Here is a 19,477-nt window from a genome sequence, read left to right on the forward strand (position 1 = left end):
AGGCACGCGCATGACCACCACCGCATCCGCCCCCGCAGCCCCCGTCGTCGCCGAGGCCGCGACCGGCACCCCGCCCCGCCGTCGGCGTCGGCGTCGCACCGACCGTGGCCGCCGCACCCGCGCGATCGTCTACGTCGTGCTCGCGGCCGTCCTCTGCGTCTGGCTCCTCCCGTTCATCTGGATGGCGCTCGGCTCCGTGAAGACGCAGGGCGAGATCCTGCAGCGACCGCCGACGTGGTGGCCGCAGGATCCCGTCGCCGACAACTTCGCGCAGTGGTTCGGGCCGCTCGACTTCGGCACGTTCTTCTCCAACAGCCTCGTCGTCGCGCTCGTCACCGTGCTCGGCAACCTCGTGTTCTGCTCGATGGTGGGTTACGCGCTGGCGAAGATGGAGTTCCCGGGCAAGCGCATCCTGTTCCTCACCGTGATGGTGACGCTCATGGTCCCAGGCGTCGTCACGTTCGTGCCGCTGTTCGTCATGGTCTCGGGGCTCGGCCTCGTGAACACGTACGCGGCGCTGATCCTCCCGTTCATCACGGCGCCCATCGGGGTCTTCCTCATGCGGCAGTTCATGCTCGGGATCCCCGAGGCGCTCATCGAGGCCGCACGGCTCGACGGCGCGGGGGAGTTCCGCATCTTCTCCCGCATCGTGATGCCGTTGTGCGGGCCGCCGCTCGCCACCCTCGGGATCCTCACGTTCCTCGCCTCGTGGAACAACTTCCTCTGGCCGCTCGTCGCGGCGCAGACCGAGGGCATGTACACGCTGCCGATCGCGCTGTCGCTGTACTCGACCGGGCAGAACGCGACCGACTACGGCCTGCTGCTCGCGGGATCCGTGCTGGTCATCGCGCCGATCCTCGCCCTGTTCGTGTTCCTGCAGCGCTACTTCATCCAGGGCGTCGCGACCGCCGGCCTCAAGTGACCACCTCCCGCCTCCGACCGATGGAGACCCCCATGCCCCGCGCCCCGCGCACGCTCCTCACCGCCCCCGACGGCACCCGGTTCCGCGACCTCGACGGCGACGGGGTGATGGCGCCCTACGAGGATCCGCGGCTGGCCCCCGAGGAGCGCACGGCCGACCTCGTCGGGCGCCTGAGCCTCGCCGAGAAGGCCGGCCTCATGTTCCAGACCGTGATCGAGGTCGGCGCCGACGGCGAGCTGAAGGAGGAGCCGGGCGCGATCTCGAAGTCCGGCACGACCGAGGTCGTGGTCGGCAAGGCCATGAACCACTTCAACGTGCACGAGATCCGCACGGCCCGGCAGGCCGCGCGCTGGAACAACCGGCTGCAGGAGCTCGCGGAGTCGACGCCGCACGGGATCCCCGTGACCGTCAGCACGGATCCGCGCCACGCCTTCGTGGAGAACGCGGGCGTCGCCTTCTCGGCCGGCCCGTTCTCGCAGTGGCCGGAGGCGCTCGGCCTCGCGGCGCTCGACGACGTGGACGCGATCCGCGCGTTCGCCGACGCCGCGCGGCAGGAGTACGTGGCCGTCGGGATCCGCGCCGCGCTGCACCCGCAGATCGACCTCGCCACCGAGCCGCGCTGGGGCCGTCAGGCGCAGACGCTCGGGCACGACGCCGACCGCGTCGCCGAGTTCACGGCCGCGTACCTCGAGGGCTTCCAGGGCGACGAGCTCGGATCCACGAGCGTCGCCTGCACCACCAAGCACTTCCCGGGCGGCGGCCCGCAGAAGGACGGCGAGGACGCGCACTTCCCGTACGGCCGCGAGCAGGTCTACCCGGGCGGCATGTTCGAGTACCACCTCGCGCCCTTCCGCGAGGCGATCGCGCGCGGGACCGCCGCGATGATGCCGTACTACGGGATGCCCGAGGGCCTCGTGCGCGACGGCGAGGAGATCGAGCCCGTGGGCTTCGGCTTCAACCGGCAGGTCATCACCGGGCTGCTGCGCGAGGAGCTCGGCTACGACGGCGTCGTGGTCACCGACTGGGAGCTCGTGAACGACAACCACGTCGGCGACCAGGTGCTGCCCGCGCGCGCGTGGGGCGTGGAGGAGCTGACGCCGCACGAGCGGATGGAGCGGATCATCCAGGCCGGCTGCGACCAGTTCGGCGGCGAGGAGTGCGTCGACGTGCTGCTCGACCTCGTGGCCGACGGCCGCGTCACCGAGGCGCGCATCGACGAGTCGGTGCGGCGCCTCCTGCTCGTGAAGTTCCGGCTCGGCCTCTTCGACGACCCCTACGTCGACGAGGACGAGGCCGAGCGCGTCGTCGGCCGCGCGGACCTCCGCGAGCTCGGCTTCCGCGCGCAGGCCGCGTCGGTCACCGTGCTCGAGAACCGGGAGCGCGACGGCCGGCCCACGCTGCCGCTGCCGCTGCCCGTCGACGGTCCCCGGATGCGCGTGCACGTCGAGGGCATGCGGCCCGAGGCGCTGGACGGCTGGGCGGATCCCGCGGACGGGCCCGACGACGCCGACCTCGCGATCGTGCGGCTCGGCGCGCCCTTCGAGCCGCGCTCGGACCTCTTCCTCGAGGCGTGGTTCCACCAGGGCTCGCTGGAGTTCCCGCCCGGGCTCGTGCACCGGCTCCGGCGGATCGCCGACCGCTGCCCGCTCGTGGTGGTCGTGAACCTCGACCGGCCGGCGATCATGACGCCGCTCGTGCCGTTCGCCGCGGCGCTCGCGGTCGACTACGGCAGCTCGGACACGGCCGTGCTCGCCGCGCTCACGGGACGGATCGCGCCCGAGGGGCGGCTGCCGGTGGAGATCCCGCGCTCGATGGACGCCGTGCGCGCCTCGCGGACGGACGTGCCGTCGGACACGGCCGACCCGGTGTACCCGCTGCACCACGGCCTGCGGATCCGCTGACCGCGCCGGCGCTCGCGACCGCGCCCGTGCCCGCCCCGGGTGGCGCCGGGTCGCGGTCGTGCGCACCTGCCTCGCTACGCTTCCAGGAGAGAGGACGGTCGCATGAGCCCCCGGCGCCCCACGGTCTACGACGTCGCAGAACGCGCGAAGGTCTCCATCGCGACGGTGTCGTTCGCGTTCAGCCGACCCGACCAGATCAGCGCCGCCACGCGCGAGCGGGTGCTCGAGACGGCGCGCGAGCTCGGCTACATGCCGAGCGCGTCCGCACGCGGCCTCGCCCGAGGCCGCACGGGCGCGCTCGGGCTGCACTCGTTCGACCTCCTCATCGACCGGCCGCTCCAGCGCGAGCCCGCGGATCCCGACGCATCCGTCGAGACCGCGGCCGTCGCGACGCCGTACGCGCCCGGCCGCACCTTCATCCCCTGGGACGACGCCGGCGAGATCGCGGCGGACCCGCGCGCGTTCCCGCTCTACGTCGACGAGGTGCGCCGCGGCTTCGAGCTCGAGTGCCGCGCCCACGACCGCCCGGTGATGCTCAGCCGCGGCAGCGACACCACCACCGCCGTCGCGGAGTCGGCGGGCCGGGTCGACGGGCTCGCGATCTTCCCGGGCCCGTCGGCGGCCGCCTCGCTGAAGCGGGTCTCGCTCGCCATGCCGATCGTGCTCTTCAGCTACCCGCCGGCGGACGACGGGCACCACCGCGTCACGTCCGACAACGCCGGCGGAGCGCGCGAGCTCGTGCGGCACCTCGTGGTCGAGCACGGGATCACCGACCTCGGGTTCGTGGGCGCCACGAGCGTCGGCGACTACCGGGAGCGCTTCCAGAGCTACCGCGACGCGCTCGCGGAGCTCGGGGTCACGGCCGACGACGAGGTGCTCGACGACACGGTGCTCGGCGAGGGATCCGGCTTCGGCGGGGTGATCGAGGCGCTCCGGGCGGGGCGGCTGCCGCGCGCGCTCGTGTGCGCGAGCGACCAGCTGGCGCTCGCTCTCGTCGACCTGCTGCGCACGGAGGGCGTCGACGTGCCGGGGGACGTCGTGGTCACGGGCTTCGACGGGATCCTCGCGGGGCTCCTCGCGACGCCGCGGCTCACGACCGTGCGGCAGCCCATGGAGGCGATGGGGCGCGCGGCGGCCCGCATCCTCATCGACACCACGACCGGCCAGCCGCCCCCCGAGCCCGTGACGCTGCGGCTCGGCACGAAGCTCGTGGTGCGCGAGAGCTGCGGCTGCCGGGGCTGAGGCCGCGCTCCTAGCGGCGCAGCGCCCGGCGGCGCATGACCTCGACGACGAGCGCCACCAGCAGGATCGCGGCACCGGCCGCGGCGAACGCCCACGAGATCGCGATGCCCGCCGGCTCCTCGCCCGCGATGCCGCCCATCACGGCGCCCAGCGCCACCGCGACGACGAGCGCGCCGAACCCCGCCAGGGTCGCCGCGAGGATCCGCATGTCCGCGACCATCAGACGGGCTGCAGCGCGCGCTGCTCGCCCGCGGGCAGTTCCACGCGCACGGCGTCGTCGGGCCGGACCTCGCCGCCGGTGATCACGACGCCCATGACGCCGGACTTCCGCACGACGTTCCCGTCGGCGTCGCGGTCGAGCACCGCCTTCATGGCGCCCGTGCCGAGCTTGTCGATCTGGATGCAGGGGTTCCGCAGGCCGGTCAGCTCGACCACGGCGTCCTCGCCGAGGTGGAGGCGCGTGCCGGTGGGGAGGTCGAGGAGCGGGACGCCCGCGGTCGTGACGTTCTCGCCGAGGTCGCCCGGTCCGACCCGGTAGCCCTTCTCCACCAGCTCGTCGTGCAGTTCGGCGTGGACGAGGTGCACCTGGCGGAGGTTCGGCGCGTCCGGGTCGCGGCGCTTGCGCGAGAGGTGCTGGACGGTGGTGCCGAGGTGTGCGTCGCCCTCGACGCCGAGGCCGGCGAGGAGCGTGATCGACGTGCGGACGGGCTTGGAGAAGCGGTGGGCGTCGTCGCGCGCGACGGCGACGACCCGGGCGGCGGGAGACGGCTGCATGGGTGCGACGATATCGGCGCGTCGCGGATCCGGCGAGCCCTCCGGAGGGATCCGCGCGAGGCCCCCACGGAGACACGCGGCCCGCTAGGTTCTGAGCATCGACGCCGATGGGGGAGACCATGCACGCGACGGCCATGAGCGGATCCCGGCGCACGACCCTGGTCGCGGGCCTCGCCTCTGCGGGCGCGCTGCTGCTGCAGCCCGGGCTGCTGGGCCGCTTCCGGATCCAGCCGACGCCCGACATGGAGTCCACGATCGTGCTGAGGGGCCCCGTCGTCGACGTACTCGGCCTCGTGCTCACGATGGTCGCCGCCGTGGTGCTCGCCCGCGGCGTGCGCGGGGAGCCGGGGCTCCTCCGGCCATCGCGCGTCGCCGGGGTCGCGGTGCTCGTGCATGCGGCCGTCGTCGTGGGGATCGCGGCGGCGCAGGCGGCGATGCGGCCCTTCGCCGAGGCGGCCTCCCTCGACGAGCTCCGGTCGACCGGCCTCATCACGCTGACGACGGCGCTCGACCTCGTCCGGGCCGCGGCCCTCGTGGTGCTCGCGGTGGTCGTGCTGCGCGGACGGCTGCTCGAGCCGCTCGCCCGCGTCGCGCTCGCGGTCATGGCGGCGGCCACGGGGGCGTACGCGGTGCTCGGCCCGATCGCCGGGCTGCTGCTGGGCGCGGGCGGAGCCGCGTACCTGCTGATCCCGGTGGCCCCGCTGCTCATCGCGCTGCCGACCGTGGCGCTCGTGGCGTCGGCCGCATTCGCGCTCGGGCTCGTGATCCACGGCCGGTCCGCCGCGATGCGCGAACGGGCGGAGGCGATCCGCCGGGCATGGTGAGCCTGCCGGTCCGCCGCCGCCCCGCGCGGGGTGAGGCCGCCCGGGATCAGGCCGCGTCGGCTCCGACCGCAGCGCGCGCCGCGCCGTGCTCGCGCAGCACGAGGAGCGCCACGAGCGAGATCGCGGAGGCGACGCTGAGGTAGACGCCGACGAGCATCACGCCGCCGCCGCCGATGTCCCAGAGCCACGTCGCGATGAACGGCGCGACGGCGCCGCCGATGATGCCCGCGAGGCTGAACGCGAGGGACGCGCCCGTGTAGCGGACGTCGGGGGCGAACATGCCGGGCAGCAGGGATCCGACGGCGCCGTACCCGATGCCGATGAGGGCGAAGCCGAGAATCACGAACATGAGCGTGCCGGGCAGGCCCGCGGCGAGCAGGGGATCCATCAGCAGGCCGAAGACGACCATGCCGGCGGCGCTCACGGCCACGATCGGACGCGCGCCGCGCCGCTGGGCGAGCGCGCCCGAGACCACGATGGTGACCGCGAAGAACGCGACGCCGACGAGGAGCATGAGCAGGAAGTCGGTGCGGGCGTAGCCGAGGCCGGCGTGGAACGAGGCCGCGTCGAAGGGCTTGCCCACTGCGCTGGCGGCGGCCTGCGCGGCCTCCGCGGTGCGGGGCGACGTGCCGTAGGTGACCGTGAACGTGGTCATGAGGTAGAAGAGCGTGAAGATGGCGAGGAGCGCGAGGGCGCCGAGGAGCAGCCCGCGCCAGCCGGTGCGGATGGTGCGGCCGAGCGGCAGCCGGGACGTCTCGCCGCGGTCGAGCACCGCCTGGAACTCCGGCGCCTCCACGAGCTTCACGCGCACGTAGAGGCCCACGAGCACCAGCACGGCGCTGGCGAGGAACGGCACGCGCCAGCCCCATGACTGCAGGTCGGCGGGGGAGAGCGTGAGCGAGAGCACCAGGAACAGGCCGGTCGACAGGAAGAAGCCGATGGGCGCGCCGAGCTGCGGGAACGTGCCGTAGATGGCCCGCTTGCCCGCGGGCGCGTTCTCGGTCGCGAGCAGCGCCGCGCCGCCCCACTCGCCGCCGAGGCCGAGGCCCTGGATGAAGCGGAGCACGGCGAGGGCCGCGGGGGCCGCGATCTCCCAGCCCGGCGTGAGGCCGCTCGGCAGGGATCCGATGAGCACGGTGGCGATGCCCATCGTGAGCAGCGATGCGACGAGGGTGCGCGTGCGGCCGAACCGGTCGCCGAAGTGGCCGAAGAGCACCGACCCGACGGGCCGGGCGAAGAACGCGACGCCGAACACGGCGAGCGACTGGAGCTGCGCGACCGCGGGATCCGAGTTCGCGAAGAACAGCGCGGGGAACACCAGCACGGCGGCCGTGGCGTAGACGTAGAAGTCGAAGAACTCGATGGACGTGCCGATGAGGCTCGCGACCAGCACGCGCGAACGCGGGTTGGCCGGGGCGACGCCGGGCGGGGAGACGGTGGAGGCAGCGGTCATGGCGGTGGCTTCCGACTTCAGGCACGGGGAGACGCCACGGATCGTGGCGCGCCGACGGTACCGGCGCTCCCCGCCCCTCCGGGCCGGCCGTTCACATGACGCGTGTCAACTGACGTTCCCCGCGTAGTCCGCGTCGCGCGTCTCGCGGCTGATGACGAGCGCCACCAGCGTGATCGCCGCCATCGCGCTCAGGTACACGCCGACCAGCAGCACGTTCCCGTCGAGCAGCTGCCAGAGCGCCACCGCGATGAAGGGAGCCACCGCGGCGCCGAGGATGCTCGCGACGTTGTAGCTGATCGCGGATCCCGTGTAGCGCACGTTGGTCGGGAACAGCTCCGGCAGCACCGCGCCCATCGGGCCGAAGGTGAGGCCCATGAGCGTGAAGCCGATGATGAGGAGCGCCATGGTGCCGACGAAGCCGCCCGAGAACAGCGGGACGAAGAGCAGGCCGAAGACGAGGATCCCGAGGGTCGTCGCGATGAGCATCTTGCGGCGGCCGTACTTCTCCGCGAGCGGTCCCGAGACCATCGTGAATATGCCGAAGAACACGACGCCCACGATGAGCATGAGCAGGAAGTCGTTGCGCGCGTAGCCGAGGCCCGCCGCGAACGTGTCCGGGTTGAAGGGCTTGCCTGCTGCGGTCGCGGCGGCCTCGGCGGTGGCCGCGTCGCGCGCGGTGGTGCCGTAGGTGAGCGTGAACGTCGTCATCAGGTAGAAGAGCGTGTAGGTCGCCAGCATGATGAAGGTGCCGAGGATCAGCGGGCGCCAGCTCGTGACGAACACGCGCGCGACGGGCAGCTTCGCGACCTCGCCGGAGTCGACGACCTTCTGGAACGCCGGCGTCTCGATGAGCTTGAGGCGCACGTAGAGCCCCACGATCACGAGCACGGCGCTCGCGAGGAACGGCACGCGCCAGCCCCACGCCTGGAACTGCTCGGGGGTGAGGCCGAGGCTCAGCGCGAGGAAGACGCCGTTGGCGACGATGAAGCCGATGGGCGCGCCGAGCTGCGGGAACGTGCCGTAGATGGCGCGCTTGCCCGCGGGCGCGTTCTCGGTCGCGAGGAGGGCGGCGCCGCTCCACTCGCCGCCGAGGCCGAGGCCCTGGCCGAAGCGCATGATCACGAGGAGCGCGGGGGCCGCGACCTCCCAGCCGGGCGTCAGCGCGGTGGGGAGGCAGCCGATCAGCACGGTCGCGATGCCCATGGTGAGCAGCGAGGCGACGAGCGTGCCCTTGCGGCCGACGCGGTCGCCGAAGTGCCCGAAGAGGATGGATCCGATGGGCCGGGCGATGAACGCGACGCCGAACACCGCGAACGACGCGAGCTGCGCGACGGTCGGGTCGTCGTTCGCGAAGAAGAGCGCGGGGAAGACGAGCACCGCCGCGGTCGCGTAGACGTAGAAGTCGTAGAACTCGATCGACGTGCCGATGAGGCTCGCGATGATGACGCGCGAGCGCGAGTTGCCCGCGGGCGGGGTGGCGGTGGACGGGGCGGCGGTGCGGGCCGCGGGGGTCGTGGACATGCGTGGAGACGGCTTTCGGCTGGTGCGGCGTGAGCGGCAGGGGCGCGCGGATGGGGCGGGCGCGCCGGTCGGGCGCGGGCGCCGGGTGCGGCGGAGTCGAGGGGGCCACTCGTGATGGCCGAGCTGAGTTTACGCCCCTGAGGAGAAGCTGTGCGCGGTCGGTAGGTCGGGGACGGACCGGCGGAACCCGGGACGCCGCCGACCGCGAGGAGCCCCATGGAGCACGAGACCGGCCGCGCTGTCCTGCCGGGGCTCGCCCAGCTCTGCGGGGCGGGGGCGCTCGTCGCGTTCGCGACCGGCTTCTGGTACCTCGCGATCCCCTGCGTCGCGGTGGTCGTGCTCGTCGTGCTGCAGCTGCGTCGGTGGACGCACCAGGAGCTCGAGGAGCGCGCCCGCCTCGCCGAGGAGCCCACCGAGGAGGATCAGGCGGCGGCGCCTGCGTGGGACGAGGACGGCGGCGTCGCCGTCGAGCCGCGGCCGTCGGAGGAGCCGGAGCCGGACGCCCGGCGCTAGCCCGCCTTCGCGATCGCCGGAGCGTCGGCCGGGCGCGCGTCCGCGGTGGATCCACGCCGCCGCCGCAGGAGGCCCGTCAGGTCGTGCGCCGAGAGCGACACCGCGAGCACCGCGGCGAGCACGAGCGCGAGGGCGGGCGCGCCCACGGCCCACGGCGCGCGCTCCGCGTAGGCGCTGCCCTCGCTGAGGATCAGGCCCCACTCGGGCGTCGGCGGGGCGCTGCCGAGCCCGAGGAAGCCGAGCGCGGCGAGCGTCAGGGCGATGCCGGGCAGGCGCAGCAGCGCGTTCCGCACCACCGGGCCGACGACCGCGGGCAGGAGGTGCATGACGAGGATCCGCGCGCGTCCGACGCCGAGCACCGGCAGGATCCGCACGTGCGGCTGCGCGCGCGCCTCCTGCATCAGCGCCCCGGCGTGCGCGGCGAGAGGCGCCCAGCCGACGGCCGCCACCGCGATGGCGGCGCCCGCGCTCGACGGGCCCTGGATCGCCGCCACCACGATCCCGGCGAGGATCGGCGGCGCCGCGTTCGCCACCTCGATCGGCCCGATCGCGGCGCGCGGCAGGAGCCCGAGCGCGAGCCCGATGGCGCAGCAGGCGATCACGACGACGAGCGCGGTGCCGAGCGTCGTGACGGCGCCGTGGCCGACCCGGCCGAGGAGGTCGCGGCCGCTCGCATCGGCGCCGAAGGGGAGCGCCCACGAGGGCGGGGCGAGGCGGCCCGCGGTGGTGGCGAGGGGATCCCGCGCGAGGCCCGCCACGACGATGAGCGCGAGGAGACCGGCCGCGACGGCGGGGACGACGGCGTCGCGGGGCCGGGCGGGGACGCGCGCGTCGGGCACGGGCAGGGATCCGAGGCGGAGGGCGGGCCCGAGGAGCGCGCGACGGGCGAGGTCGGCGAGCGCGCCCGCGGCGACGGCGACCGCGAGCAGGGCGAGCACGCCCGCCTGCAGCGCCGGCACGTCCTGGCTGCTGGCCGCGCCCAGGGTCGCGCGGCCGATGCCGGGGATCGCGAACACCTGCTCGACCGCGACCGCGCCGCCCGTGAGGCCGACGAGCACGAGCCCGATCTGCCCGAGCACCGACGGCAGCGCGCGGCGCAGCACCGCGAGGGTCGTGCGCGCGGGCGGCAGGCCCGCCATCGCCCACGTGGCGACCCAGCGCTCGGCCGACGCGGACCGGATCGCGTCGGCGAGGAGGCGTCCGATGAGCCCGCCCGCGGGGATCCCGAGGGCGAGAGCCGGGAGCACGGCGTTCGCCGGCCCGTCCCATCCGGACGGCGGCGCCCAGCGCAGCCAGACGGCGACCACCACGAGGAGCGAGGTCGCGAGCAGGAACTCGGGGAGCGCGGTGAGCATGGCGGCCAGGGCGCCGGATCCGCGTGCCAGGCGCCCGCGCGTCGCGTCTCGGAGGGCGGGCGCGCAGAGGAGCGCCGCGACCACTACGGCGACCGCGATCGCGAACGCCATCAGCGTGAGGGAGACGCCGAGCGCGTCGAGGGTGCCGGGAAGGACCGGGCGGCCGGAGATCCACGACGTGCCGAGGTCGCCGCGGAGGACGCCCGCGAGCCAGTCGAGCGAGACGGCGAGCGGCCCGCGGTCGAGGCCGAGCTGCGCGCGCACCGCCGCGAGCGCCTCCGGGGTGGCCTCGAGGTCGGCGTAGCGCGCGCGGAGGATCGTGTACTCGGGCGAGCGGCCGGAGAGCCACGGCAGCGCGCCGACGAGCGCCACGACGCCGCCGATCGCGACGACGCGGGACGCCCCGACGACGAGCCCGTCGCGCGCGCGGCCCATCAGCGCTCGACGCGCGTGTCGACCGTGATGAGCGCGCGCTCGCGGGGATCGCGCACGGCGCCCGTGACCCCGGCGGCCTCGCCCTGGATCACGCGCTCGTGCAGGAGCGGCACCGCGGCGTCGTCGGCCAGCACGAGCGCCTCGACCCGCATGATCGCGGCGCGGCGCTCGGGCCCGGCCGGCAGCGCGGACGCCTCGGCGAGGGCCTGGTCGACCGCGGGGTCGCACTCCTGCGAGATGTTGAACGAGCCCTGGCAGGCGAAGTCGCTGTAGAGGTACGCGGCGGGGTCGCCCGAGTCGAGCACGGTGGCGCGCGACAGGATGAAGGCGTCGAATCTCCCCGCCAGCGCGTCGGCCTCGATGTACTGGTACTCGCGCACGTCCTGTGTCACGTCGAAGCCGGCGGCCTCGAGCTGCTGCTCGAGCTGCACGGCGACCTCCGGGAGCTCGGCCCGGTCGGTGAAGGTGCCGAGCGTGATCGGCACGCCGTCGACCTGCGCGGGCGTCGCCCGGCCCGCCAGCGCGTCGCGGTAGGAGGCGCCGTCGCGGAGGTCGGCGGCCCAGGGCAGCGCGGGTCCGAGGAGCCCGGTCGCCGCGTCGGCCCGTCCCTCGTACACGCCGGAGACGAGGGCGGCGCGGTCGACCGCGGCCTCGGCGGCGGCGCGCACGGCCGGATCCGCGAAGGGCCCCGTCCGCGTGTTGAGGTAGAGCGTGTTCGTGCGCGGCATCGCGACCTCGTGCAGGAGCTGCGGATCCACCTGCGCGGCCTGGCCGACGGGGATCGCCTCGACCACGTCGGCCGTCCCGGTGCGGAGCGCGGCGGCGCGCGCGGTGCCGTCGGGCACGAAGCGCACGTCGATGCCGGCGGACGCGGCGCGGCCGCCCCAGTAGCCGTCGAACCGGTCGAGCGTGGCGGACGAGGTGCCGTCGACCGCGGTGAGGCGGAACGGGCCCGTGCCGGTGCCTACGGGAGAGACCGTGCCGTCGGCGCCGTACGCGGAGGCCGCGAGGATCGCGAGCTGCGGGCTCGACATGCGCTGCGGCACGAGCGGGTCGGGCGTCGCGGTGCGCACGAGGACGCGGTCGCCGTCCGAGGTGGCCGTGAGGTCGACCCCGTCGAGGATCCGCGGCTTCGGGCTCGCCGTCGCCGCGGCGGTGAGCGAGGCGGCGGCCTGCGCGGCCGTGAGGGTCGTCCCGTCGTGGAAGGGCACGTCGGGGCGGATGTCGAAGGCCCACGTGAGGTCGTCGACGCGGGTCCAGCCGGTGGCGAGCAGCGGCTGCGCGGCGCCGAGGTCGTCGAGGGTCACGAGCGTCTCGGCCGTGCTCCAGCGCGCGAGCTTGAAGGCGTCGTCGCTGAGCGGCGTGAGGCCGGAGCGCGGCGGCTGCAGCATGGCGAGCCGGATGCGGGCGTCGCCATCCTGCCCGCCTCCTGTGGCGGATCCCGGGCCCGCGGCGAAGCAGCCGCTGAGGGCGAGCGCAGATGCGGCGGCGAGGGCGATGAGGGCGGCGGAGCGGGCGGGGCGGGGGCGTCTAGCGGGCATGGGGTCCTGTCTCGGGGATGCGCGGGGCATCGACGGCGATGCGCGGGGCATCGGGGGTGGTGGTCGGGGGAGCGGGCGTGGCGCGCGGGGACGCGGCGCGGCCGGCTGCGTGCGCGTCGTGCGCGTCGTGCGAGGGGATAGGTCCGGGCAGCAGCCGGGGTAGCCCGACGGCGGCCGCGACGGGCAGCACCGCGAGGATCCCCCAGGCGACCGCGGGCCAGGCGTCGAGGAGGGATCCGACCACGCCGCCGGCGACGAGCACGGCCACGCCGCCGCAGCTGGCGAGCAGGCCGTAGAACGACGCGGTCGGGCGGCCGGCGGCGAACGACGGCACGAGCTCCATGGTCACGGGGCCCGCGGTCATGTGGCCGAGCGTGAGGCAGACGACGAGGACGGCGGCGGGCACGAGCGCGGCACCGGCGGCCGGCGGCGCCACGGACGCGAGCGCGAGCGCCGCGAACCCCGTCGCGGTGGTGCCGAATCCGAGGGCGAGCGCGCGACCGGGGCCGAGCCGCTTCGCGAGGAGGGCGGCGGGCCACTGCAGCGCGATCGTGAGCAGCGAGACGGCGAGGAACGCGGATCCGACCGCCGCATTCCCCGCACCTGCGCGCGCGAGCTCGAGCGGCAGCCCCAGGTAGAGCTGGTTGTAGGCCACGAGGTCAACGGCGAAGAGGGCGGAGAACGCGAGGAAGCGGCGGTCGCGGACGGCGGCCCAGCGGTCGGCGGAGGCGGCGGGCACGGCGGCAGCACCGCCGACGGGCTCGGATCCCGCGCGCGGCTCCCCGCGGGATGCCGCGATGGCCCGCCCCGCGTCCGCCGGGATCACGCACCACAGCGCCGCCCCGACGGCCGCGAACAGCGCCGCGCCCACGAGCACGGTCGCCGAGAATCCCAGCCCGAGCAGGGCGGCGCCCGCGAGCGGACCCACGGCCGCGCCGATCTCGCCCACCAGCACGAGCGCCGCGAACAGCGACGGGCGCCCGGGCCGCCGGGTGGGACGGGACCGCGCGTCGGCGGCCGCCACGAGGCTCTGCAGCGCCGGGCTGAACAGCGCGCCGCCGAGCCCCGTGAGGATCGCGCCGACCAGGAAGCCGGGCAGGCCGGCGGCCAGAGCGAGCCCCAGGTAGCCGGACACGCGCACGACGCAGCCCGCGGCGATGAGGGTGCGCGGGCCGAAGCGGTCGGCGAGCATCCCGCCGAGGAGGAACAGGCCCTGCTGGCTGAAGGTGCGGGCTCCGAGCACCAGGCCGATCGCGAGGGCGCCGAGCCCGAGGTCGTCGCGCATCACGACCGCGAGGAACGGCACGACCGCGTAGAAGCCGAGGTTGAACACGAGCTGGCTGGAGAGGAGGACGGCGGCGGGAGGCGCGGTGGTGCCCGGGCCCGCGGGTCCGGACGGGTGGGACGCGGTCATGCGGTGAGCGCTCCCGGCAGCCGCGGCACGGCGTCGGCGAGCTCGCGCGTGGCCGGATGCGCGGGGTCGGCGAGCAGGCGCCCGGTCGGCCCCTCCTCCACGATCCGCCCGCCCGCGAGCACCACGCTGCGCCCGCAGAGCCGTGCGACGGCGTCGAGGTCGTGCGACACGAGCACGAGCCCCAGGCCACGCTCGCGCACGAGGTCGCCGAGCAGCTCGATGATCCGGTCCCGCAGCGGCAGGTCGACCCCGCTCACGGGCTCGTCGGCCAGGAGGATCCCCGGCGAGGTCGCGATGGCCCGGGCCAACGCGACGCGCTGCGCCTGGCCGCCCGACAGCTCCCGGGGCCGGCGATCGGCGAGCGACGCGGCGAGCCCGACGTCGTCGAGGGCGCGGGCGACGATCGCGGCGTGGTCGCCCGGCACGTCGAGGCGGCGGAGCGGCTCGCGGATCAGCTGCCGCACGGTCATGCGCGGCTCGAGGCTCGCGCCCGGATCCTGCGGCACCGCCTGCACGCGCCGCCGGTACCAGCGCAGGGCGGACGTGCGGCCGGGCGTGACCCCACGGTCGCCCAGCGCGACGGCGCCCGAGGTCGGCGCCTCGAGGGCGAGCAGCACGCGCAGGAGCGTCGACTTGCCGGATCCGGAGCGGCCCACGATCCCGACCGTCTCGCCCGGCGCGATGCGGAACGACACGTCGTCGAGCGCGGGCGCGGGGCCGGGGGCGCCGGATGCGCGCGCGGCCCGGGCGGCGCGCCGCGCGGCGGTGTCGCGGCGCGGCGGGTACCGGTGCGTGATCCCGGTGGCGGCGAGCGCGTCGGTCATCGGGCCGCCACCGCGCCGAGCGGGGCCGACACGGAGGCCGCCGCCGCGACGCGATCCGCGGATCCGCCGCCCGCCCGCCGCGACGCCGCCGCCACGAGCGCCCGGCTGTACGCGTGCCGCGGTCGCCGCACGAGCTCGCGCATCGACCCGGCCTCGACCACGCGGCCGGCCTCGAGCACGACGACCCGGTCGCACAGCGCCGCGGCCACCGCGAGGTCGTGTGTGATGAAGAGGAGCGCCTGGCCGGTCGCGTCCAGGCGGCGGCGGATCACGTCGACCACGCGCGCCTGCGTCACGACGTCGAGCGCGGTCGTCGGCTCGTCGGCCAGCAGGAGGTCGGCGCGGCAGAGGAGCGCGAGCGCGAGGCAGACGCGCTGGCGCTGACCGCCCGAGAGCTCGGCGGCGAAGGCGGGGAGCGTGCCGTCGGGATCCTCGATGCCCACCTCGGCGAGGAGCGCGACCACCTCGCGCCGGGCGTCGCCGCGGGTGAGGAGCCGGCCGTCCGCGGCGGATCCGCGGGCCCGGCTCGCGCGCAGCGCCGCGACGAGCTGCGCGCCCACCGTGACGAGCGGGTTCAGCGCGGCGAGCGAGTCCTGCTGCACGGCGGCGACGCGGCCGAGGCGCTGACGTGGCGTGGCCGGCCCGACCGCACGGCCGCCGAGCTCGACGCCGCCGCGCACACGGGATCCGGGCGGGACCGTCCCGAGCACGGCCCGCGCCGTGAGCGACTTGCCCGATCCGGACGCGCCCACGAGCGCGACCCGCTCGCCGGCCCCGACCCGCAGGTCGACGTCGTGCACGAGCGGCACGCGGTCGATCGCGATCGAGAGGGAGCGGACGTCGAGGGCGGGATGCACCTGGCCCCCGTCCGTCCGCGCACGGTGCCGGGCGGTCCGGCGGCGCTCCCGACGACCTTACTGATACCCGTTCTCGATATCAAAACCGAGCGGAGTAGAGGTCAGGCCCCGCGGATCCCCTTCAGCAGCAGCGCCGTGGTCACCGCGGCCTCGGCCGCCTCGGCGCCCTTGTCCTCCTTCGACCCCGGGAGCCCGGCGCGGTCGATGCCCTGCTGCTCGTCGTCGAGCGTGAGCAGCCCGAAGCCGATCGGCTTGCCCGCGAGCAGCGACGCCTGCGTGAGGCCCGAGGTCGCCGCGTCGGACACGTACTCGAAGTGCGGGGTGCCGCCGCGGATGATCACGCCGAGCGCGACGACCGCATCGGCCCCCGCGTCGAGCGCCGCGCGCGCGACCACGGGCAGCTCGAAGCTGCCGGGCACGCGGATCACCGTGGTGGTCACGCCCGCCGCGTCGAGCACGCGCCGCGCGCCCGCGAGCAGGCCCGCGCTGATCTCGTCGTGCCAGCGTCCGGCGACGACCGTGACCCGGAGGCCGCTCCCGTCGAGCGCGGTCGGGTCGATGTCGGGTGCTCCGTGTCCGCTCATGCGGTCTCCTCCTGGGGTGATGCGGTCGTGGTGGTCAGGCCGTCGGGCGCCTCGGCGTCCGGGTAGGCGTCGGATCCGATGTGCATGTCGGTGTCGAGCACCATGCGGTGCCCCATGCGGTCGCGCTTCGTCTCGAGGTAGCCGGCGTTCACGTCGTTGACGCCGACGACGAGCGGCACGCGCTCGGTGACCTCCACGCCGTGCGCCTCGAGCTGCCGCACCTTCTCGGGGTTGTTCGTGAGCAGGCGCACGTCCTCGATCCCCATCTCCTGCAGGATCGCCGAGGCCGCGCCGTAGTCGCGCGCGTCCGCCGGCAGGCCGAGGGCGACGTTGGCGTCGAGCGTGTCGAAGCCGTCCTCCTGCAGCCGGTACGCGCGCAGCTTGTTGATGAGGCCGATGCCGCGCCCCTCGTGCCCGCGCAGGTACACGACCACGCCGCCGTCGCGCTGGATCTCGTCGAGCGCGGCGTCGAGCTGCGGCCCGCACTCGCACTTGAGGGATCCGAGCGCCTCGCCCGTCAGGCACTCCGAGTGCACGCGCACGAGCGTCCCGTGCGCGCGGGGCTCGCCCGCCACGATCGCCACGTGGTCGGCGCCCGTCGTGCGGTCCCGGTAGGCACGGAGCTTCACGGAGCCGTGCGTGGTGGGGACGGTGGTCTCGACCTCGAAGATCACGCGCGACGCCTCGGGGATCGCGACGGCCGGCTCGAGCGGCCGGTCGCAGTGGAACTCCTCGAGGTGCGCCTTGAGCGCCTCGATCGTGACGACCAGCACGCCCTCGCGCTCGCCGAGGGCGAGGAGGCCGGGGAGGCGCATCATCTCGCCGTCGTCCTGCACGATCTCGCTGATCGCGCCGACGGGCGTGAGGCCCGCGAGCGTGAGCAGGTCGACCGCGGCCTCGGTGTGGCCGTCGCGCTCGCGCACGCCGCCGTCCACCGCGCGCAGCGGCAGGATGTGGCCGGGCCGGTGCAGGCTCGTCGGCACGCTGCCGAGGTCGGCGAGCACGCGCAGGGTGTGCGCGCGGTCGGACGCGCTGATGCCGGTCGATAGCCGGTCGGCCGCGTCGACCGAGACCGTGTACGCGGTGCCGCGCGGATCCCGGTTGTCGGCGACCATGAGCGGCAGCTCCAGCCGGTCGGCGATCTCGTTGGTCATGGGCGCGCAGATGAAGCCCGACGAGTGCCGCACCAGCCAGGCGATCCACTCGGGCGATGCGGACTCGGCGGCGAGCAGCACGTCGCCCTCGTTCTCGCGGCCCTCGTCGTCGACGACGATCACGGGCCGGCCGGCGCGCAGCTCCTGCAGCGCGGCGGGGATGTCGGCGAGGCTCACGCGCGGGCCTCCTCGGTGCCGGCGCCGGCGTCCCGCGCGTCGAGCGCGAGCATCCGCTGCACGTGCCGCGCGAGCACGTCCGTCTCCAGGTTGACCTCGTCGCCGAGCTCGAGCGCGCCGAGCGTCGTCGCCGTGAGCGTCTCCGGGATGAGCGACACCTCGAACCACGCGTCCGAATCCGCCGTGTCGGTGGGGCTGACGGCGCTCACCGTGAGGCTCACGCCCTGCACCGTGATGGATCCGCGGTCCACCACGAGCGGCGACAGCTCGGCGGGCAGCGAGAAGCGGAGGATCCGCCACGCCTCGCCCGGCGTGGTCGCGAGCAGGCGCCCGGTGCCGTCGACGTGGCCCTGCACGATGTGCCCGCCGAGCCGGTCGCCCACGCGTGCGGCGCGCTCCAGGTTCACGCGGTCGCCCACGCCGAGGCGTCCCAGCGAGCTCATCACGAGCGTCTGCCGCATGACGTCGGCGGTGAAGCCGTCGGGCGTCTGCGCGACGACCGTGAGGCACACGCCGTCGACGCTGATGGAGTCGCCGTGCCGGGCGTCGGACACCGCGAGCGGCGCCTCCACCGTGATCCGGGCGGAGTCGCCCTCGGCGTCGAGCGCGAGGACGCGTCCGCGCTCCTCGATGATCCCTGTGAACATCACTGGCCTTCCGTGGTGGGTCGCGCGGTCACGAGGATGTCGTCCCCGAGCCGCGTCGTGCTGATGAGGGTGAGTCGGTGGGCGGCGGGCATGCTCTCGACGCCGAGGTCGCCGGTCGCGGTGCGGGGGCCGCCGAGGAGCACGGGCGCGAGGTAGGCGACCACCTCGTCCACGAGCCCGGCGGCGACCAGCGCGGAGACGATCGTGGGGCCGCCCTCCACGAACACGTGCCGGATCCCCCGGCGTCCGAGCTCCGCGATCGCGGCGGCGGGGTCGTGGCCCGTGATCCGGATGAGCCGGCGCGGGTGGCGGTGCACGGCCGCGTCGTCGGGGATCGCGCGGTCGCCGAGCACGACGGGCGCGGGCTGGTGCGGGTACGGGATCCCGTCGGGCCGGCGCGCGGTGAGCGCGGGGTCGTCGGCGAGCACGGTGCCGGTGCCCACGAGGATCGCGTCGGCCTCGGCGCGGCGGCGGTGCACGTCCTCCCGGGCGGCGGGCCCCGTGATCCAGCGGCTCGTGCCGTCGGCGGCGGCGATGCGGCCGTCGAGGCTGGAGGCCCACTTCGCGGTGACGAAGGGGCGGCCGAGCCGGGCGGATCCGAGCCACACGCGCAGGAACGCGGCGGCCTCGTCGGCGAGCACGCCGTCGATGACCTCGATGCCCGCGGCGCGCAGCCGGGCCGCGCCGCCGGAGGACTCGACGCCCGGGTCGGCGACCGCGTAGGCGACGCGCGCGACGCCCGCCTCGATCAGGGCGGCCGCGCACGGCCCGGTGCGCCCGGTGTGGTTGCAGGGCTCGAGCGTGACGACGGCGGTGGATCCGCGTGCCCCGCCCGCGGGCAGCTGCCGCAGCGCGTCGACCTCGGCGTGCGCGGATCCGGCGCCGCGATGGCGGCCCTCGGCGATGACGCGGCCGCGGTCGTCGAGGATCACGCAGCCGACGCGCGGGTTCGGGCCCCACGCGGGACCCTCGTCGGCGAGCTCGAGGCCGCGGCGCATGGCGCGCTCGAGCGCGGGTGCGTCGGCCGCGGGCTGGCTGGCCGCGTGCGGTGCCGTCGGGTCGTCGTGCATGGTGTCCTCGTCCGTGGACGGACTCCGGGCGCGGTCGACGAGACCTCGACGCCGGCAGGCTCGCCGACGCCGCGTGCGCCTCCCATCCGGACTCTAACCGTCGGTCCCGGAATCCCACCGGATCGGCGGACGAGGCTCCCGGGGACCCGGTCGCGCATCGTCCGTTCGCGGACTGTCACCGCCGGCTCGGATTTCCACCGACCCCGGAGCACGTGTATGGGTCGAGATTAGCCCACGCGGCTGCGGGGCCGGGGCCCGTGACGCTCCGC

18 protein-coding genes and 1 riboswitch are annotated in these 19,477 nt (G+C 75.4%); of the genes, 5 read left to right on the forward strand and 13 right to left on the reverse strand.

All coding sequences use genetic code 11. From position 1 onward, the window contains the following. The first annotated feature begins 10 nt into the window (after positions 1-10). The 3 genes from K0V08_RS00395 to K0V08_RS00405 all read left to right on the forward strand — a co-directional run bounded on the left by K0V08_RS00395 (position 11) and on the right by K0V08_RS00405 (position 4,065). On the forward strand, positions 11-922 hold the full coding sequence (locus K0V08_RS00395) for a carbohydrate ABC transporter permease (RefSeq protein ID WP_012037632.1): 912 nt from the start codon (positions 11-13) through the stop codon (positions 920-922). A gap of 32 nt (positions 923-954) precedes the next feature. Next, positions 955-2,823, forward strand: a complete 1,869-nt coding sequence (locus K0V08_RS00400; RefSeq protein ID WP_079532197.1) for a glycoside hydrolase family 3 protein — start codon at positions 955-957, stop codon at positions 2,821-2,823. 102 nt (positions 2,824-2,925) lie between these two features. Next, positions 2,926-4,065 (forward strand): LacI family DNA-binding transcriptional regulator, encoded by a 1,140-nt coding sequence (locus K0V08_RS00405; protein WP_079532201.1) that lies wholly within the window; start codon positions 2,926-2,928, stop codon positions 4,063-4,065. Positions 4,066-4,075: 10 nt separating this feature from the next. On the opposite strand, the gene K0V08_RS00410 is transcribed toward K0V08_RS00405, so the two are convergent. Then, positions 4,076-4,273, reverse strand: coding sequence for a hypothetical protein (locus tag K0V08_RS00410; RefSeq protein ID WP_227267106.1), 198 nt, complete (start codon positions 4,271-4,273; stop codon positions 4,076-4,078). An 11-nt stretch (positions 4,274-4,284) separates the two neighbouring features. Beyond that, positions 4,285-4,839, reverse strand: coding sequence for an MOSC domain-containing protein (locus K0V08_RS00415; RefSeq protein WP_079532204.1), 555 nt, complete (start codon positions 4,837-4,839; stop codon positions 4,285-4,287). A gap of 107 nt (positions 4,840-4,946) precedes the next feature. Between K0V08_RS00415 and K0V08_RS00420 the strand changes: the two genes are divergently transcribed. Then, positions 4,947-5,663, forward strand: a complete 717-nt coding sequence (locus K0V08_RS00420; protein ID WP_227267107.1) for a hypothetical protein — start codon at positions 4,947-4,949, stop codon at positions 5,661-5,663. Between the two features lie 46 nt (positions 5,664-5,709). On the opposite strand, the gene K0V08_RS00425 is transcribed toward K0V08_RS00420, so the two are convergent. Both K0V08_RS00425 and K0V08_RS00430 read right to left on the reverse strand, forming a co-directional pair. Next, positions 5,710-7,116, reverse strand: a complete 1,407-nt coding sequence (locus K0V08_RS00425; protein ID WP_079532207.1) for an MFS transporter — start codon at positions 7,114-7,116, stop codon at positions 5,710-5,712. 105 nt (positions 7,117-7,221) lie between these two features. Then, positions 7,222-8,637, reverse strand: coding sequence for an MFS transporter (locus K0V08_RS00430; RefSeq protein ID WP_079532210.1), 1,416 nt, complete (start codon positions 8,635-8,637; stop codon positions 7,222-7,224). 216 nt (positions 8,638-8,853) lie between these two features. Between K0V08_RS00430 and K0V08_RS00435 the strand changes: the two genes are divergently transcribed. Beyond that, positions 8,854-9,150: a hypothetical protein gene (locus K0V08_RS00435; protein WP_012037640.1), complete on the forward strand. Its 297-nt coding sequence runs from the start codon at positions 8,854-8,856 to the stop codon at positions 9,148-9,150. Here K0V08_RS00435 and K0V08_RS00440 read toward each other — a convergent pair. The 9 genes from K0V08_RS00440 to ribD all read right to left on the reverse strand — a co-directional run bounded on the left by K0V08_RS00440 (position 9,147) and on the right by ribD (position 19,208). Then, positions 9,147-10,940, reverse strand: coding sequence for an ABC transporter permease subunit (locus tag K0V08_RS00440; RefSeq protein WP_079532212.1), 1,794 nt, complete (start codon positions 10,938-10,940; stop codon positions 9,147-9,149). The genes K0V08_RS00435 and K0V08_RS00440 overlap by 4 nt on opposite strands. After that, entirely contained in the window at positions 10,940-12,481 is a 1,542-nt protein-coding gene (locus tag K0V08_RS00445) for an ABC transporter substrate-binding protein (protein ID WP_079532215.1), read from the reverse strand. The genes K0V08_RS00440 and K0V08_RS00445 overlap by 1 nt, the downstream gene beginning before the upstream one ends. Then, a complete protein-coding gene (locus K0V08_RS00450; protein WP_079532218.1) occupies positions 12,471-13,895 on the reverse strand; it encodes an MFS transporter in 1,425 nt (474 codons plus the stop codon). Before K0V08_RS00450 ends, K0V08_RS00445 begins: the two co-directional genes overlap by 11 nt. Beyond that, positions 13,892-14,719 (reverse strand): ABC transporter ATP-binding protein, encoded by an 828-nt coding sequence (locus K0V08_RS00455; RefSeq protein ID WP_079532220.1) that lies wholly within the window; start codon positions 14,717-14,719, stop codon positions 13,892-13,894. The genes K0V08_RS00450 and K0V08_RS00455 overlap by 4 nt, the downstream gene beginning before the upstream one ends. Further along, on the reverse strand, positions 14,716-15,576 hold the full coding sequence (locus K0V08_RS00460) for an ATP-binding cassette domain-containing protein (RefSeq protein ID WP_079532223.1): 861 nt from the start codon (positions 15,574-15,576) through the stop codon (positions 14,716-14,718). The genes K0V08_RS00455 and K0V08_RS00460 overlap by 4 nt, the downstream gene beginning before the upstream one ends. A gap of 101 nt (positions 15,577-15,677) precedes the next feature. Next, positions 15,678-16,160, reverse strand: coding sequence for a 6,7-dimethyl-8-ribityllumazine synthase (ribH, locus tag K0V08_RS00465; protein ID WP_079532226.1), 483 nt, complete (start codon positions 16,158-16,160; stop codon positions 15,678-15,680). After that, a complete protein-coding gene (locus tag K0V08_RS00470) occupies positions 16,157-17,491 on the reverse strand; it encodes a bifunctional 3,4-dihydroxy-2-butanone-4-phosphate synthase/GTP cyclohydrolase II (RefSeq protein WP_012037647.1) in 1,335 nt (444 codons plus the stop codon). Before K0V08_RS00470 ends, ribH begins: the two co-directional genes overlap by 4 nt. Next, complete coding sequence (locus tag K0V08_RS00475) at positions 17,488-18,138, reverse strand: riboflavin synthase (protein ID WP_079532230.1); 651 nt, start codon at positions 18,136-18,138, stop codon at positions 17,488-17,490. Before K0V08_RS00475 ends, K0V08_RS00470 begins: the two co-directional genes overlap by 4 nt. After that, entirely contained in the window at positions 18,138-19,208 is a 1,071-nt protein-coding gene (ribD, locus tag K0V08_RS00480) for a bifunctional diaminohydroxyphosphoribosylaminopyrimidine deaminase/5-amino-6-(5-phosphoribosylamino)uracil reductase RibD (RefSeq protein ID WP_079532232.1), read from the reverse strand. The genes K0V08_RS00475 and ribD overlap by 1 nt, the downstream gene beginning before the upstream one ends. 70 nt (positions 19,209-19,278) lie before the next feature. After that, a riboswitch (FMN riboswitch) is annotated at positions 19,279-19,423 on the reverse strand. Positions 19,424-19,477: the final 54 nt, after the last annotated feature.

The sequence above is a fragment of the Clavibacter michiganensis genome (genome assembly GCF_021216655.1).
In the GTDB taxonomy this organism is placed as follows: domain Bacteria; phylum Actinomycetota; class Actinomycetes; order Actinomycetales; family Microbacteriaceae; genus Clavibacter; species Clavibacter michiganensis.